This window comes from Thalassotalea sp. HSM 43 (assembly GCF_004752005.1).
GTDB lineage: Bacteria > Pseudomonadota > Gammaproteobacteria > Enterobacterales > Alteromonadaceae > Thalassotalea_A.
In genome coordinates, this window is record NZ_CP038493.1 from 233328 (window position 1) to 247119 (window position 13792).

Annotated in this window: 11 protein-coding genes; 4 read left to right on the forward strand and 7 right to left on the reverse strand. The window is 43.6% G+C overall.

All coding sequences use genetic code 11. From position 1 onward, the window contains the following. Nucleotides 1-2 precede the first annotated feature (2 nt). Nucleotides 3-632: a TetR/AcrR family transcriptional regulator gene (locus E2K93_RS01055; RefSeq protein ID WP_135437305.1), complete on the reverse strand. Its 630-nt coding sequence runs from the start codon at nucleotides 630-632 to the stop codon at nucleotides 3-5. Nucleotides 633-1092: 460 nt separating this feature from the next. Between E2K93_RS01055 and E2K93_RS01060 the strand changes: the two genes are divergently transcribed. Both E2K93_RS01060 and E2K93_RS01065 read left to right on the forward strand, forming a co-directional pair. Continuing rightward, entirely contained in the window at nucleotides 1093-2949 is a 1857-nt protein-coding gene (locus E2K93_RS01060) for a M2 family metallopeptidase (protein WP_135437306.1), read from the forward strand. A gap of 181 nt (nucleotides 2950-3130) precedes the next feature. After that, nucleotides 3131-3436, forward strand: coding sequence for a hypothetical protein (locus tag E2K93_RS01065; protein ID WP_135437307.1), 306 nt, complete (start codon nucleotides 3131-3133; stop codon nucleotides 3434-3436). Between the two features lie 189 nt (nucleotides 3437-3625). Here E2K93_RS01065 and E2K93_RS01070 read toward each other — a convergent pair whose 3' ends face one another. Then, nucleotides 3626-3991, reverse strand: coding sequence for a hypothetical protein (locus tag E2K93_RS01070; RefSeq protein WP_135437308.1), 366 nt, complete (start codon nucleotides 3989-3991; stop codon nucleotides 3626-3628). 638 nt (nucleotides 3992-4629) lie between these two features. Continuing rightward, the gene (gene upp / locus E2K93_RS01075) at nucleotides 4630-5256 is read right to left on the reverse strand and encodes a uracil phosphoribosyltransferase (protein ID WP_135437309.1); all 627 of its coding nucleotides are present in this window, start codon (nucleotides 5254-5256) and stop codon (nucleotides 4630-4632) included. A 386-nt stretch (nucleotides 5257-5642) separates the two neighbouring features. Between upp and E2K93_RS01080 the strand changes: the two genes are divergently transcribed. After that, on the forward strand, nucleotides 5643-6044 hold the full coding sequence (locus E2K93_RS01080; RefSeq protein ID WP_135437310.1) for a DUF6524 family protein: 402 nt from the start codon (nucleotides 5643-5645) through the stop codon (nucleotides 6042-6044). An 86-nt stretch (nucleotides 6045-6130) separates the two neighbouring features. Here E2K93_RS01080 and E2K93_RS01085 read toward each other — a convergent pair whose 3' ends face one another. Beyond that, nucleotides 6131-6772 carry an MBL fold metallo-hydrolase gene (locus tag E2K93_RS01085; protein ID WP_189637897.1) on the reverse strand — a complete coding sequence of 214 codons (642 nt, stop codon included), beginning with the start codon at nucleotides 6770-6772 and terminating at the stop codon, nucleotides 6131-6133. Nucleotides 6773-7084: 312 nt separating this feature from the next. On the opposite strand from E2K93_RS01085, the gene E2K93_RS01090 reads away from it, so the two are divergent. Then, the gene (locus E2K93_RS01090) at nucleotides 7085-8422 is read left to right on the forward strand and encodes a sodium-dependent transporter (RefSeq protein WP_135437312.1); all 1338 of its coding nucleotides are present in this window, start codon (nucleotides 7085-7087) and stop codon (nucleotides 8420-8422) included. A gap of 57 nt (nucleotides 8423-8479) precedes the next feature. On the opposite strand, the gene E2K93_RS01095 is transcribed toward E2K93_RS01090, so the two are convergent. The 3 genes from E2K93_RS01095 to E2K93_RS01105 all read right to left on the reverse strand — a co-directional run bounded on the left by E2K93_RS01095 (nucleotide 8480) and on the right by E2K93_RS01105 (nucleotide 13592). Continuing rightward, nucleotides 8480-9796 (reverse strand): DNA recombination protein RmuC, encoded by a 1317-nt coding sequence (locus tag E2K93_RS01095; protein ID WP_135437313.1) that lies wholly within the window; start codon nucleotides 9794-9796, stop codon nucleotides 8480-8482. Between the two features lie 148 nt (nucleotides 9797-9944). Continuing rightward, nucleotides 9945-11969 (reverse strand): prolyl oligopeptidase family serine peptidase, encoded by a 2025-nt coding sequence (locus E2K93_RS01100; protein WP_135437314.1) that lies wholly within the window; start codon nucleotides 11967-11969, stop codon nucleotides 9945-9947. A gap of 93 nt (nucleotides 11970-12062) precedes the next feature. Continuing rightward, on the reverse strand, nucleotides 12063-13592 hold the full coding sequence (locus E2K93_RS01105; protein ID WP_135437315.1) for a fumarate hydratase: 1530 nt from the start codon (nucleotides 13590-13592) through the stop codon (nucleotides 12063-12065). Between the last annotated feature and the right edge of the window lie 200 nt (nucleotides 13593-13792).

The window sequence follows — 13792 nt, forward strand, 5'->3', positions numbered from 1 at the left end:
GTTTAATCTCGGGTAATCGGAGCGCCAACACCTGACGCGACGTAAGGAATAATGCGTTTTATTACACCTGCCACATCAACTTTATTGCCAAAATCATTATCGGCGATATCGATCAACGCAGCAGACGATGACATGGTGAAAACCACGGTGCCCATTGTGAAATGCAGACGCCAGAATATTTCTTCACGGGTCAACTCTGGATAGGCTTTTTCAACCGCAATAACAAAATTATCGATGATGTGCGGGTAATTGGTGGTAATAAACCAACGTAAAAAGCCCTGACTATCGATATAGCTTCGCCCCAATAACTGTAAGAAGATACTGGTGCCGTTCTCACGAAACTCATTCAATGATAACAACGGTTCAACAAATGCCTCAAACACGTCATTCAATGACGGCTTAGGGGTTTGTTGGTTTACCGCATTCAATGACGCCACTAACGGTGGATTCAGCTCATCGAGATAGCGTTTCATTAACGCTTTAATCAATTCTTTTTTAGAACCAAAATGATAATTGACCGCGGCCAGATTTACCTCTGCTTCACTGGTGATCTCACGTAGCGAAGTTGATGTAAAGCCTTTATCAGCGAACAGGATTTCAGCTGCATTTAATATTTTTGTTTTCGTATCCATGGGTGCGCTTATTCTGTTATTTAATTTGTGAAACGACCATTAGCGGCCTAATTCAAACACCTGTTTAAAATGACAGGAAGCACTATTTCTGTCAAGTTTTATGTGCGCCTATCCGAGCTTAAAACACGATATGCTTTTTTCTATCAGGCAAGCAAAATTCAATTGAAAAAAATCGTACAAATATTAAGCAAAAATATACACAGCAACCATACTTAGTAAATCAGTGTTAAATCTGGTTTTAAATAACCAAACACGTTCTCCCTGGACCCAATGGCTCGATCTGTCAATATTGCCAATGGGTCTTTTTTTGTGCCTAACGCTTTAACCTCCATCTCCATTATCCTATACTCATTGCGTCTAATAAAAATAGCTTGGCGTCCGGCTTCTGCGATGACCACCAATGGGTTATCAGCAATAACTCACCGAGATGACCAAGCATAACGAAAACATCAGGATACCTATGAAATTAATCAAAAGTTCTCTGGCGATAGTCATCGCTTCAGCACTTGCAACTACCGCATGTTCTGACGACACCAATAAAGCTGTAAGCAAAGCACCTATGGCTGCAAAAGCCGACCAATCAAGCCAAGCAGACACCTTGCAACCTGTGGCAGAATTCCTTGTCGAAACCGAACAAGAAATGACGCGTTTAATTAATGAATCGTCGAAAATTGAATGGGTTTACCAAAATTTTATTACTGAAGATACCGCTGCATTAGCGGCGAGCGCAGGTAAAGAGTACTCTGAAGCAGGCGTGCGTTTTGCCTTACAAGCGGCTAAATATGATGGTCAACAAGTAAGCGCTGAGCAACGTCGAAAACTTGATATTTTAAAACAAGCATTGGTCTTACCGGCACCTCAAGACTCCAAGAAAAGTGCCGAGCTGGCGAAAATCGCCTCTGATTTAGGCGGCATGTATGGTAAAGGATCGTATACCAACGAGGCGGGTGAAACATTCAATTTAGGCCAACTTTCAAAAGTGTTAGCAGAGTCCCGAGACTATGACGCCCTGCTTGAAGCATGGCGCGGTTGGCGCACCGTTAGCCAAGAGATGAAACCATTATTCGAACGTGAAGTCGAACTTGCCAACGAAGGTGCTCAAGGCTTAGGTTATAGCGATTTAGGCGCGATGTGGCGTTCAAATTACGATATGCCCGCTGAAGAGTTCGGCCAAGAACTTGATCGCCTTTGGGGCCAAGTCAAACCACTTTATGATGCCCTGCATTGTCACGTACGTGCCAAATTAGGTGAACATTATGGTGAAGACAAAGTTCCTCAAGATGGACCAATTCCAGCACATTTATTGGGTAATATGTGGGCACAAAGCTGGGGCAATGTTTACGATTTGGTCGCACCTGAAAACGCCGATCCAGGTTATGATGTCACTCAACAATTGCTTAAGCACAATTACAGCGAATTGGATATGGTCAAAGGCGCGGAGAACTTTTTCACGTCGCTAGGTTTTGCACCACTACCAGACACATTTTGGCAGCGTTCACTGTTTACCAAACCACAAGATAGAGACGTAGTATGTCACGCCTCGGCTTGGAATCTAGATTCGCAAGACGACATCCGAATCAAGATGTGTATCCAAAAAACAGGCGAAGAGTTTTCTACTATTCATCATGAGTTAGGTCATAACGTCTATCAACGCGCCTACAAAGATCAATCCGTGCTATTTCAAAACAGTGCCAATGACGGATTTCATGAAGCTATTGGTGATACCATCGCTTTATCCGTAACCCCAGCCTATTTAAAAGAAATTGGATTAATTGATACCGTGCCGGATGCCTCAAAAGACATCGGCTTATTAATGAAGATGGCGCTTGAGAAAGTGGCCTTTATTCCATTTGGTTTATTGGTTGATCAGTGGCGCTGGAAAGTATTTAACGGTGAAATTACCGCTGAAAACTACAACACTGCATGGTGGCAATTACGTCAGCAGTATCAAGGTGTTGGTGCACCAATTGCACGTGCTGCTGACGATTTTGATCCAGGTGCCAAGTACCATGTACCAGGCAATGTGCCATATTCACGTTATTTCTTGGCCCATATTCTTCAATTTGAATTCCATAAAGCGTTATGTGAAGTGGCCGGTTATGAAGGCCCTATCAACCGTTGTTCTATCTACAACAACAAGGAAGCCGGTGCGAAATTGAATCAAGTGTTGGAAATGGGCTCTAGCCAGCCTTGGCAACAAGCGCATAAAATTTTAACCGGTAGTGAGCAAATGGATGCCAGCGCCATTTTAGACTACTTTGCTCCACTAAAAGCGTGGTTAGACCAACAAAACCAAGGGCGTCAATGTGGTTTCTAAGCGAACCTAATCGTTTGTCTATTTTCATCTAATCAAAAGGCGCCCTTTGGCGCCTTTTTTGTTAGCCTAATTTGTTGACTTCACGTCAGTCTATTTCACACTCAATAGGCAACACCCCATCATTTGGGTTTGTCAGGATGACGAACCTTTGACGATAAAGCACCATGACAAGGAGGTCAAAATGACCAACACTCGCGACGTAAAAATCACACCAACCATAACAGCAAGTACTGCGACAGCAAGTACTGCGACAACAAATACTGCGACAACAATGACTGCAACAAAAAACGCTAAGGCAAAAATCGCGGCGACATCAGAGCATGTAGCCGAGACAATGACTCTGTTGACGGAAAATCAATGCCATATAATCGCAGGTGGCTTTAGCGGTAGCAGTTATTCCGTACCACAACCAGATAGTCCGGAACTCGATGGTAGCCAGTTAGATGACAGCACTAAATTATCCGGCGACATGCGCGGTCGCCATTAGCATCGCGCATTAGATACATGTTTACATCCATAAAAAAGCGCAGCTGATGCTGCGCTTTTCATTTTGATTTTGTCTCGCTTGTCTTGCCATTCAGGCTTTTTTACAAATACGTTATTTGCAAACAAGACCCTAATGAAAGTGAACAGTTAAGTTTTCAAGCGATAAACCACCTAGTTCGATGGCCGTCCTTTAAATTTCGTGGACAGGGTGCAATTCAGGAAGATCCAATTCAAACACGGCTTTTTGTTGAGCTAGCTCAAAACGCCAGTTCTCTTTGATATGTTGTTGTGTTTGCAAGTCTTCAAAGTCATGAAAAGACTGATAGCCAAAGCCTACTCGCACCATACCTTTGTCTTGTTGGATATCAGCTAAATCAACGTTGAAACTGTCCATGTCAACGACAGCCTTAGGACAAAATTGGTTAGACACACGCGATAAACGCTCAACAAAGTCGTCTTTTAAAGACAAAAGTTGTTGGCAAATCACATCACTTACCGTGTTCTGACAGTTTACATCGTGACCTGACAGGTCAATTTCGACTCGCATTTTATCCATTATGGTTTTCCCCAAACATAATTCAATTGTTGCATTATTTGCTAGCGCTATTTATAGATTCACCCGTTATTTAGTTTCTCGGGCGTTTATTGGCTACACGGCGATCCTAACATTGTTTTAACGGCTAATGGAATGACAAATGAAAACTTTCATAAAATGGATCATTTATCTATCTGTTCACAATTAATTACACTGCAGGCCAAATAAAACCTGATGAAAACCTGATTTTCCTCTACAAGAAATTTAATATAAATGGAAGAAACAAACACTTAGCTGACAATAAAAAGCTTTTAGATTCCTCGCAATATCCATGTCCAGTTTTTAGCAATCTATGCCTACAATTAAAAGTGTTCAAAAGGAGAGGAAAAAACATGACCAAACGTATCTTAGTTACCGTATCTGTTGTGTGTGCCTTCGTGGCGTGTTATTCCCTGGAAAGTGCGTTTGTTTCCTCGGTTGTTGGACTAGGAGGTTAAAGGATAGACCACTTCATCTTTCATCAAAGTTCACTGCAACGTGCTAGTTGCAATTAAGTTAACTTAGAGCAGGTATTCCCTGCTCTTTTTTTGTCTGGATTTTATTGCACGATTGGTGCGAAGAGATGTTTAGGTGTGATTATATGCCGTATGTCAAAAATACTATTTGGTACCAAAGATCTTATCGCCCGCATCACCGAGCCCTGGCAAGATATAGCCATCCTCATTGAGTTTTTCATCAATTGCAGCGGTATAAAGCTCGACATCAGGGTGATGTTGCAGCAAAGCATCTATGCCTTCTGGCGCGGCAACTAACACTAAGGCAATGATTTTGCGGCACCCACGTTGCTTAAGAAGATCAATCGTTGCCACCATAGAGCCACCTGTCGCCAACATAGGGTCAATAACCAAAGCAACGCGTTCATCAATCTCGCCGGCAAGCTTCTCGAAATAAAACACAGGCTCTAACGTTTCTTCGTTACGATACATGCCTACCACGGAAATCCGAGCATTAGGAATAAGTTTTAATACGCCATCCATCATGCCTAGACCCGCTCGAAGAATCGGCACCACGGTGACTTTCTTGCCTCGAATTTGGTCGACCTCTATCGGCCCATTCCAACTCTCAATCTTGGTTTTTTCTAATGCAAAATTTTTGCATGCCTCGTATGTAAGTAAGCAGCCTACTTCCGATGCTAGCTCACGAAAGTCCCTGGTACTGATGCCATCACATCGCATCAAGCCAAGTTTATGGCGGATCAATGGGTGATCAACTTCAACAACTGTCATTTGCTTTGTCCCTTTTTACACGCAGATATCTTTCAGTATGGTAGAAATGCAGTGAGGATCAACGCCAGCATTAAGAAAGCGCTTACAGTTACTGGATAAGCTTGCCTAACCCATAACTAAAATGGAACTAAAATGAAACGACAACACTTTGATAATATTCATTTTCAGCACAACAAGAGAGTCGCAAAACATATATTTTCGCCGTGCTAGATTAACCGCTACACCAAGGTATATGGTCAGTTGCCAATAACGACTTTAAAAATCTGAACTAAACTCTTAGTAGCTTTTAGCAACTTTATCTATTTTAGTCGCTTTGTATATTTGCAAGGCTATTTAGACCCGCTAACGCTTAACACCATAGCCAACAGAAAGATGAGAGACATTCTATGAAAGAAATCAGCCCCCAAGGTGTCGGTATACGCTTCATATTTGCCTTAATATTGGTTTTATTGACCTATAATCCGAGTGGTTTTTCGTTTGTCCATTGGGCGGCAAACGCGGGTTTTGCGCCGTTAGTTTTACTGGCCGGTGTGGCGTTATTGATTGGTTGGATCATTTATATTCGAGCGACCCTGCGCTCGCTTGGTACCATTGGTCTCATTTTAGCTGCGGTATTTTTTGGCGCCCTAGTATGGCTATTTATCTCTTGGGGCTGGATCAGCTTACAAGAAGCCGGCGGCTTTACCTGGGTAATATTAATCATACTGGCAGCGATTCTGGCCATAGGTATGTCGTGGTCGCACATTCGCCGCCGTATGTCAGGTCAAATGGATACAGACGACGTATAACATAGCAACGGAATAGATGACCACGCCCCCTATTAACACCTCTTGGCTTATAGTGAAGGTGTGGTGACACTGCTGACGCTTTGATTTTAACCTACAGAATCACCAACAAATGGGTTACTGCGGCGCTCTTCGCCAAACGTGCCCATAGGCCCATGTCCGGGTATAAAGCGCACATCATCACCAAGTGGCCATAGTTTGGTTTTAATGGCATTGATCAACGTGGCGTGATCGCCTTTTGGAAAGTCGGTGCGACCAATTGAGCCTTTAAACAGAACATCGCCTACTTGTGCAAGTTTGCTGTCACGGTGAAAGAAAATCACGTGCCCTGGGGTATGTCCTGGGCAAAAATAGACTTCAAGCGTTTCCTCGCCGACCGTCACTGTGTCGCCTTCTTCTAGCCAGCGATTGGTACTAAACACACGAGCACCGGGAAAACCAAATTGCTGAATTTGCTGCTCAAAAATATCAATCCAAAATTGATCGTCGCGATGTGGACCTTCTATTGGAAGATTTAATTTATCGGCAATATCTTGCGTGCCGCCAGCGTGATCAACATGAGAATGAGTTAGCAATAGTTTGCTCAGTGTTATTCCCAAAGCACTCACTTCTGCGAGCAGGCGCTCAGTTTCTCCACCTGGGTCGATAATGGCGCCTTGCATGGTTTTGTCGCACCAAATAATGGTGGCATTTTGCATAAATGGCGTAACAGGAACGATTTTATATTGCAGCATAATCTATATTTCTAGCGGTTAATATTTCAGGTTTAATTTAAGGATTAATTTCAGTTTGTCTTTCAGGACTACTTTTAGCGGTCGATATACAACGCATGCATTACGACACATTAACGGCAAACATGATAATAAGCCGCTTTCGCGCTGACCAGCACTTTTTACTGCGCAACGGTAAATTTCGCTAACTGCGCATATTTTCAACAATTGCAGCCGCTTTATTTGCAAAGCATTAAGTTTTGCTTGCCTATTGCTGCTAAATTGTGTGTTATTGACAACTGCTTTATTAAAATAACAAAAATAATTTTCATTATGTCAGTAACTAGAGATTCATTTCATTCAAGAATAGGTTTTGTCCTTGCGGCAGCCGGCTCAGCTATTGGTCTCGGTAATGTGTGGGGTTTTCCGACGCAAGCAGCAAACAATGGCGGTGGTGCCTTTGTCTTTGTTTACCTGATCGTAACCGTGCTACTGGCGTTTCCGGCTCTATTTGCGGAAATATATTTGGGTAACCAAGCGCAAAAAAACCCGGTTGGTGCGTTAGAAGATGCCTGTCAGGACGTGTCTAAACGACTGGGTCGTTACGCCGGTTTATTTGGCTTACTTGGCGCCATCCTAATGCTCAGCTTTTACTCCATTGTTGCCGGTTGGATGTTGTCGCACGCACTGTCGCCGTTAATGGCATTACTGGGTTTTGATAGCGCCGCTACGTGGCTAGCCGATTCGAGTGTCGCTCGTAACTTAGCGTTTACGCCTATTTTTATTGTGCTTAGTGCGCTAATCATTAATCGTGGTGTTCATAGCGGTATTGAACGTTGGTCATCACGTTTGATGCCGGTACTGTTTGTGTTATTGATCGGCCTGATCATATACATCCTACAGCAACCGGGGGCAAGCGAAGGTGTCGCCATGTACCTGACCCCTGACTTTTCACAAATTAGCGATCCTAAATTAATCATCTCGGCCATGGGGCAAGCGTTCTTCTCGTTATCGATTGGTGTCGGTGGCATGATGGTATACGGCTCTTATATGAAAAAAGACGCCGATATTGGCAAGCTAGTGATTTCTATTGGTGCGCTAGATACCTTAATCGCTTTTCTAGCGGGTTTGTTGATCATCCCAACCTTGTTTGTAGCGCAACATATGGGCCAGCAAGTGTTTATTGACGGTCAATTAATTGGTGGCCCACAACTGATATTCTCAACCTTACCTGCCCTATTTGATTCGATGGGCGACATAGGTATTTATGTGTCCTTGGTGTTCTTTACATTGATGTCGATGGCGGCGCTAACCTCAACCATTTCATCAACAGAAGTGCCTGTCGCCTATTTGGTTGAAGACAAAAAATATTCACGCTTTAAGTCAACGTTTATTGTCTCGCTTGTTGTATTGGCAGCAAGTATGACCTTGGTGTTTAACTTTGATAGCTTATTTGGCGCGGTGATCAACTGGGTAAATTCATTCCAGCTACCGATTATGGGCTTGTTTTACTTTATTGTGGTGGGTTGGATATACAAACGCGGTAATCAACTGGCTGACAAAGCCCTACTGGCACAAAAGCCTTGGTTAAAACTATGGGCAAACTACTTACGTTTTGTTTGCCCTCTGTTACTGACCACAGTGTTTATCAATGTGATTTCTAATATGTAATCACCTGATGTAATCCATTAGTGTAAACACCATACCTAATAACGATAGAAAGCCGTATTAAGGCGCCAGTGTGTTCTCCAGCATACTGGCGCTTTTTTTATCGCTGTCATTATCAGCCAAATCGACCTGTTCAATTTTAGTAAAACGACTGCTGATTTTATTGGCTGACGTGTGTATCTGTTTAACGTCAGTCGCTGCCTGGTCAATATGGCGAGCGAGATTATCAAATCGGTCACGAAAACGGCTAAAGTCTCCGCCAAGTTTGTGCAAATGCTCTTGAATGATATGAACTTGCTGACGGGTTGCTTCATCTTTTAACACACTGCGAACCGTGGTTAATACCGCCATTAACGTCGTTGGTGAGGTAAGCCATACGCGAGAGCGATAGGCCAACTCAACCAATTCAGGGAAATGGGCGTGGATTTCAGCAAAAATCGCTTCTGCAGGTAAAAACATAATGGCGCCATCGGCGGTTTCATTGTTAATGATGTACTTGTCGCTGATGTCATTAATGTGTTTTTTGATATCCTGTTTAAATTGGTTCTGGTAGCCCTTTCGTTCGACCTCGCTGATCCCCACTTCGGTCATCTTACGATAGCTTTCCAATGGAAACTTCGAATCAATGACGATGTTGCCGGTCGGTTGCGGCAAAAATAATATACAATCGGCGATTTTACTGTTCGACAAGGTATGCTGAATAGCAAAGTGTTTTTCTGGCAGTACGTTACGTATCAACGCATTCAATTGCACCTCACCAAACGCACCACGAGAGCGCTTATCGGCAAGTACTTCCTGCAGACTCACCACATTGGTCGATAGCTCAGTGATTTTGCGCTGAGCATCATCAATTAGCGCCAGTCGCTTAACAATGTCATTAAAGGTTTTGGTGGTTTTATCAAAGCCTTCCGATAAACGCTTTTCAACGCCCGCAGAGATGTCTTGCAAGCGCTTGTCGGTACTTTGGGTTAACTCATTCATGCGCTTAGCCAGCACCTCAGCATTGGCTTGCATTGATTTACTGAGCTCTTCACGGTTTTGTGCGGTACTCTTTTGCAAGTGCTCGACCAATTGATTGATGGCATCTATTTGATTTTTATTAAACTGCTCTTTATGACCGGCTAATTGCTCGGTTAAGGTCAAACGCAGCTGAGTTAATGCCTGTTGCGTCGCCGTGACAAAGGCGCTTTGTAACTGACTTTGTTGACCTGTCGCTTTATTAATTTGCTCTAACTTTTCCGCTAATATCGCGTTGTCTTTATCGCTTTGCCCTGCTTGGCTTTTTAGTTGCTTCAATTGCATCAGCACAAGCGTTAGCATGATTAGTAGCAGCACACTGGCTGCGCTGATGAGCATCAAAAACATGTCTGTCGTCATGAGGTTTTCTTCTTATCGAGTATCTGCATACAGATACTGTTTATATTTACAGTTATTAAAGCACGAATCCAAGTTTATGAAAAGCCAATAAAAAATCCCGCCATAACTGAGCTATGACGGGATTTTATGTTTTGCTAATGAAATAACCTTATTTCAGGTACTTTTCCATCCATGCAAATACTTCACGGTACCATTCTTTTAAGTTATCTGGTTTGCGAATATGATGATCTTCATCTGGGAACATCACCAAACGTGACTCAATACCTTTGCGTTGTAGAGTGGTAAACGCGCCTAAAGACTGCCCGTACGGCACACGATAATCCAATTCACCTTGGATCACTAACATTGGCATCTTCCAGTTATCAACAAAACGTGACGGGTCAAACTTGTCGTAGTTTTCTTTAAACTGCCAATATGGGCCTGAGAAGTCATGCTCTGGGAACCACAATTCTTCGGTCACATTGTAAAAGCTTTTCATGTCGAACAAGCCGGCGTGGTTGATAACACAGTTAAAACCGTCTGACCAATTACCCATGATCCAGTTCATCATGTAACCACCGTATGATGCGCCTAATGCACAGGCTTTATCGCGGTTTAACCAGCTTTGTTTGTCAACGATGTAATCCATGCCTTTTTGCAGGTCTTCTAATGGTTTGCCACCCCAGTCACCTGAAATTGAATCGGTAAATGCCTGACCGTAGCCTGTCGAGCCATGAAAGTCGACCATGACCACGCCGTAACCTTGCGCTGCCCAAAGTTGTGCATTCCAACGATAGTGGAACATGTTACCAAAGCTGCCTTGTGGGCCACCGTGAACTAGAAACGCTATTGGGTATTTCTCACCCTCTTTGAAGTTTGCCGGTTTTACCCAGTAACCATGTACGTCTTCGTTGTTCCAGCCTTTGAATTTGAATTGTTCAAATTCGCCCATGCTGATGTTCGCTAACTTGTCTTTATTGACATTGGTTAGCTGTTTTAAACCATAACCATCTTTGGCAATGCTGTAGACATCGGTTGGGTTGGCAATGTTGTGGCGAGTGAAATACAACTGATCGCCTGCAATCGATACATTACCGGCATAACCGTCGTTAAATACCGTCGTAACTTCACCAAAGTTAATGTCGATTGAAAATATTGATTGTTGGCCTAAATCTTGGGCAATGGCGATAACCGAGCGATTGTCTTGGTCAAACTGGAAGCTAGAGATTGAACGATCCCACAAGGAAGCAACTTGTTTAACATCACCGCTGCGTAAGTCTTTGACGTTTAGCGTGTACTTGTCTGACTCATATACTGGTGTTTGCATTGCTTTCCATGCCAAGTACTTACCGTCAGATGAATACACTGGCATAGCATCCCAGGCTTTATTGGCTTCGGTCAGGTTACTGATTTTGTAGCTTGCTAAATCAACCTCAAAGATATCCCAGTTGGTGTGCCATGCGTGATCAACACCAGGTGCTTTGGCTGAAAACGCCAATTTAGCACCATCAGCGCTGAACGATACTTGTGACATACCGGCAAAGTCCGTATCCCAATCAGCCATAACATCTTTGGCTTCTGTGGCAACTTTGTTTTTGTTGATATCGGCGACAAAAATGTGCGAGTTAAAGTTATCAAGCCACACATCCCAATGACGCACCATCAGCTTGTCATAGGCACGGGTATTGTGTTTTTTACTTTGTTCTTTGGCAATCGCTTCTTGCGTACAAGCAAAACTTTCACAACCTGGCATAACGGTAAACGCAAACGCTGCTTTGCTTTCATCTTGGTTTAACTTGTAGCCTTCGACGTTCAGCGGAAAGTTGGTTATTTGACGCGCTTCACCACCGGTTAGTGGCAAATACCACAATTGTGATGAGCCATTGCGAGACGATAGAAAATACAAGCCTTTGCCATCTTTGCTCCAATTAACCGAGCTTTCAGATGCCTTGTGAGAGGTCAGTTGGCGTACTTCGCCTGATTTCACATCGTGCAGGTAAAGGTGGTTATTGCCACGTTCTTGGCCTTTTTGGATACCGTAAACCAAGGTGCTGCCATCGGGAGAGATGGACACACTGTGGACTTGATTAAGACTGTTAAGTTTATCAACGGTCAAAACCTCAGTGTCCGCCATTGCTTGTGGCATCAGTGCCATCAAGGCAAGCGCTAGACTGCTATTTAGTAATGTTTTCATAGTACTCTTGTCGTTTGTTGTGTCGAATTATGTCTATTGTTAAATAAACAAAACGCACTCTTAGCGGTGCGTTTTTATGTTTTTTCTGGATGACTAGACGCTCAGTTTTTCGTCCAGTTCGGCAATCTTCGCTTTCCAGATGGCCGGCCCTGTGACGTGCGCTGACTCGCCTTCGCTATCAACCGCCACAGTCACTGGCATGTCTTCTACATCAAATTCGTAGATGGCTTCCATACCCAGCTCTTCAAAGGCTACCACGCGAGAATTCTTAATCGCTTTTGATACCAAGTAAGCTGCACCACCAACGGCCATCAAATACACCGACTTGTGGTTTTTAATGGTTTCTACGGTTCCAGGACCACGCTCAGCTTTACCAATGGTGCCCAATAGGCCTGTATCGGCAAGCATCATTTCAGTGAACTTATCCATACGAGTTGCTGTTGTTGGACCTGCAGGGCCAACCACCTCATCACCGACCGCATCAACTGGTCCAACGTAGTAGATAAACTTGTTGGTAAAGTCGACGCCTTCTGGCAAGCCTTCACCTGATTCAAGCAGTTGTTGAATACGTTTATGTGCCGCATCACGACCGGTCAAGATTTTACCCGTCAACAATACCGTTTCACCGGTTTTCCAGTCGGCGATATCGGCTTTGGTTAACTTGTTTACATTAACACGACGAACGTTTTCACCAACTTCCCATGTCACTTCAGGCCATTCTTCCAATTTTGGTGGCTGTAAGTTAGCAGGGCCCGAACCATCTAAATAAAAATGCACGTGACGCGTTGCCGCACAGTTAGGGATCATTACCACAGGCTTAGACGCGGCATGAGTAGGTACCGATTTGATTTTCACATCAACTACGGTAGTTAAACCACCAAGGCCTTGTGCACCAATGCCTAGCTTGTTGACACGGTCAAAGATTTCTAAACGCAATTCTTCTTCTGCATTTTCTGGGCCTCGGTCAATCAATTCTTGAATATCAACCGGATCCATTAGGCTTTCTTTAGCAAGTACACCGGCTTTTTCAGCGGTACCACCGATGCCTATACCTAACATGCCTGGTGGACACCAGCCAGCGCCCATGGTTGGCAACGTTTTTTCAACCCAATCAGCAATCGAGTCACTTGGGTTAAGCATCGCCATTTTGGTTTTATTTTCAGACCCGCCGCCTTTGGCCGCGATCATGATTTCAATTTTGTCACCGGCGACCATATCGATATGCACAACAGATGGTGTGTTATCTTTAGTATTGGTGCGCTTGCCGGCAGGATCAGCAACAATAGAGGCTCTTAAGGGGTTGTCAGGATTGTTATAAGCACGACGCGTACCTTCATCAACCATTTGCTGTACCGTTAAATCCGTTTTATCCCATTTAACGTCCATGCCGATTTTAACGAAACAAGTCACAATACCCGTATCCTGACAGATAGGTCGTTTACCTGTTGCTGACATGCGTGAGTTGATCAAAATCTGCGCGATTGCATCTTTCGCTGCTTGACTTTGCTCTTTATGATAAGCCTTTTCTAGCGCTTGGATGTAATCCAATGGATGGTAGTAAGAAATGTATTGCAACGCATCTTCGATGCTGTCGATAAAGTCTTGTTGCTTAATAACCGTCATAGTCTTCTCGTTTAAGTGTTCTCGTTTTTATCTTGCTATCAGTGACCCTTCGTCACGAACCGTAGTGCAACCCGCGTATCAGTGAGTGAACATACCAACTAAATGACATCCTTGGTATCGCAGGTCAGTTTTGTATATAAAAGTGCACGTATAATACTCCTGCAAGGCGTTTATCTCAATAACACATTGATGAAATTCAT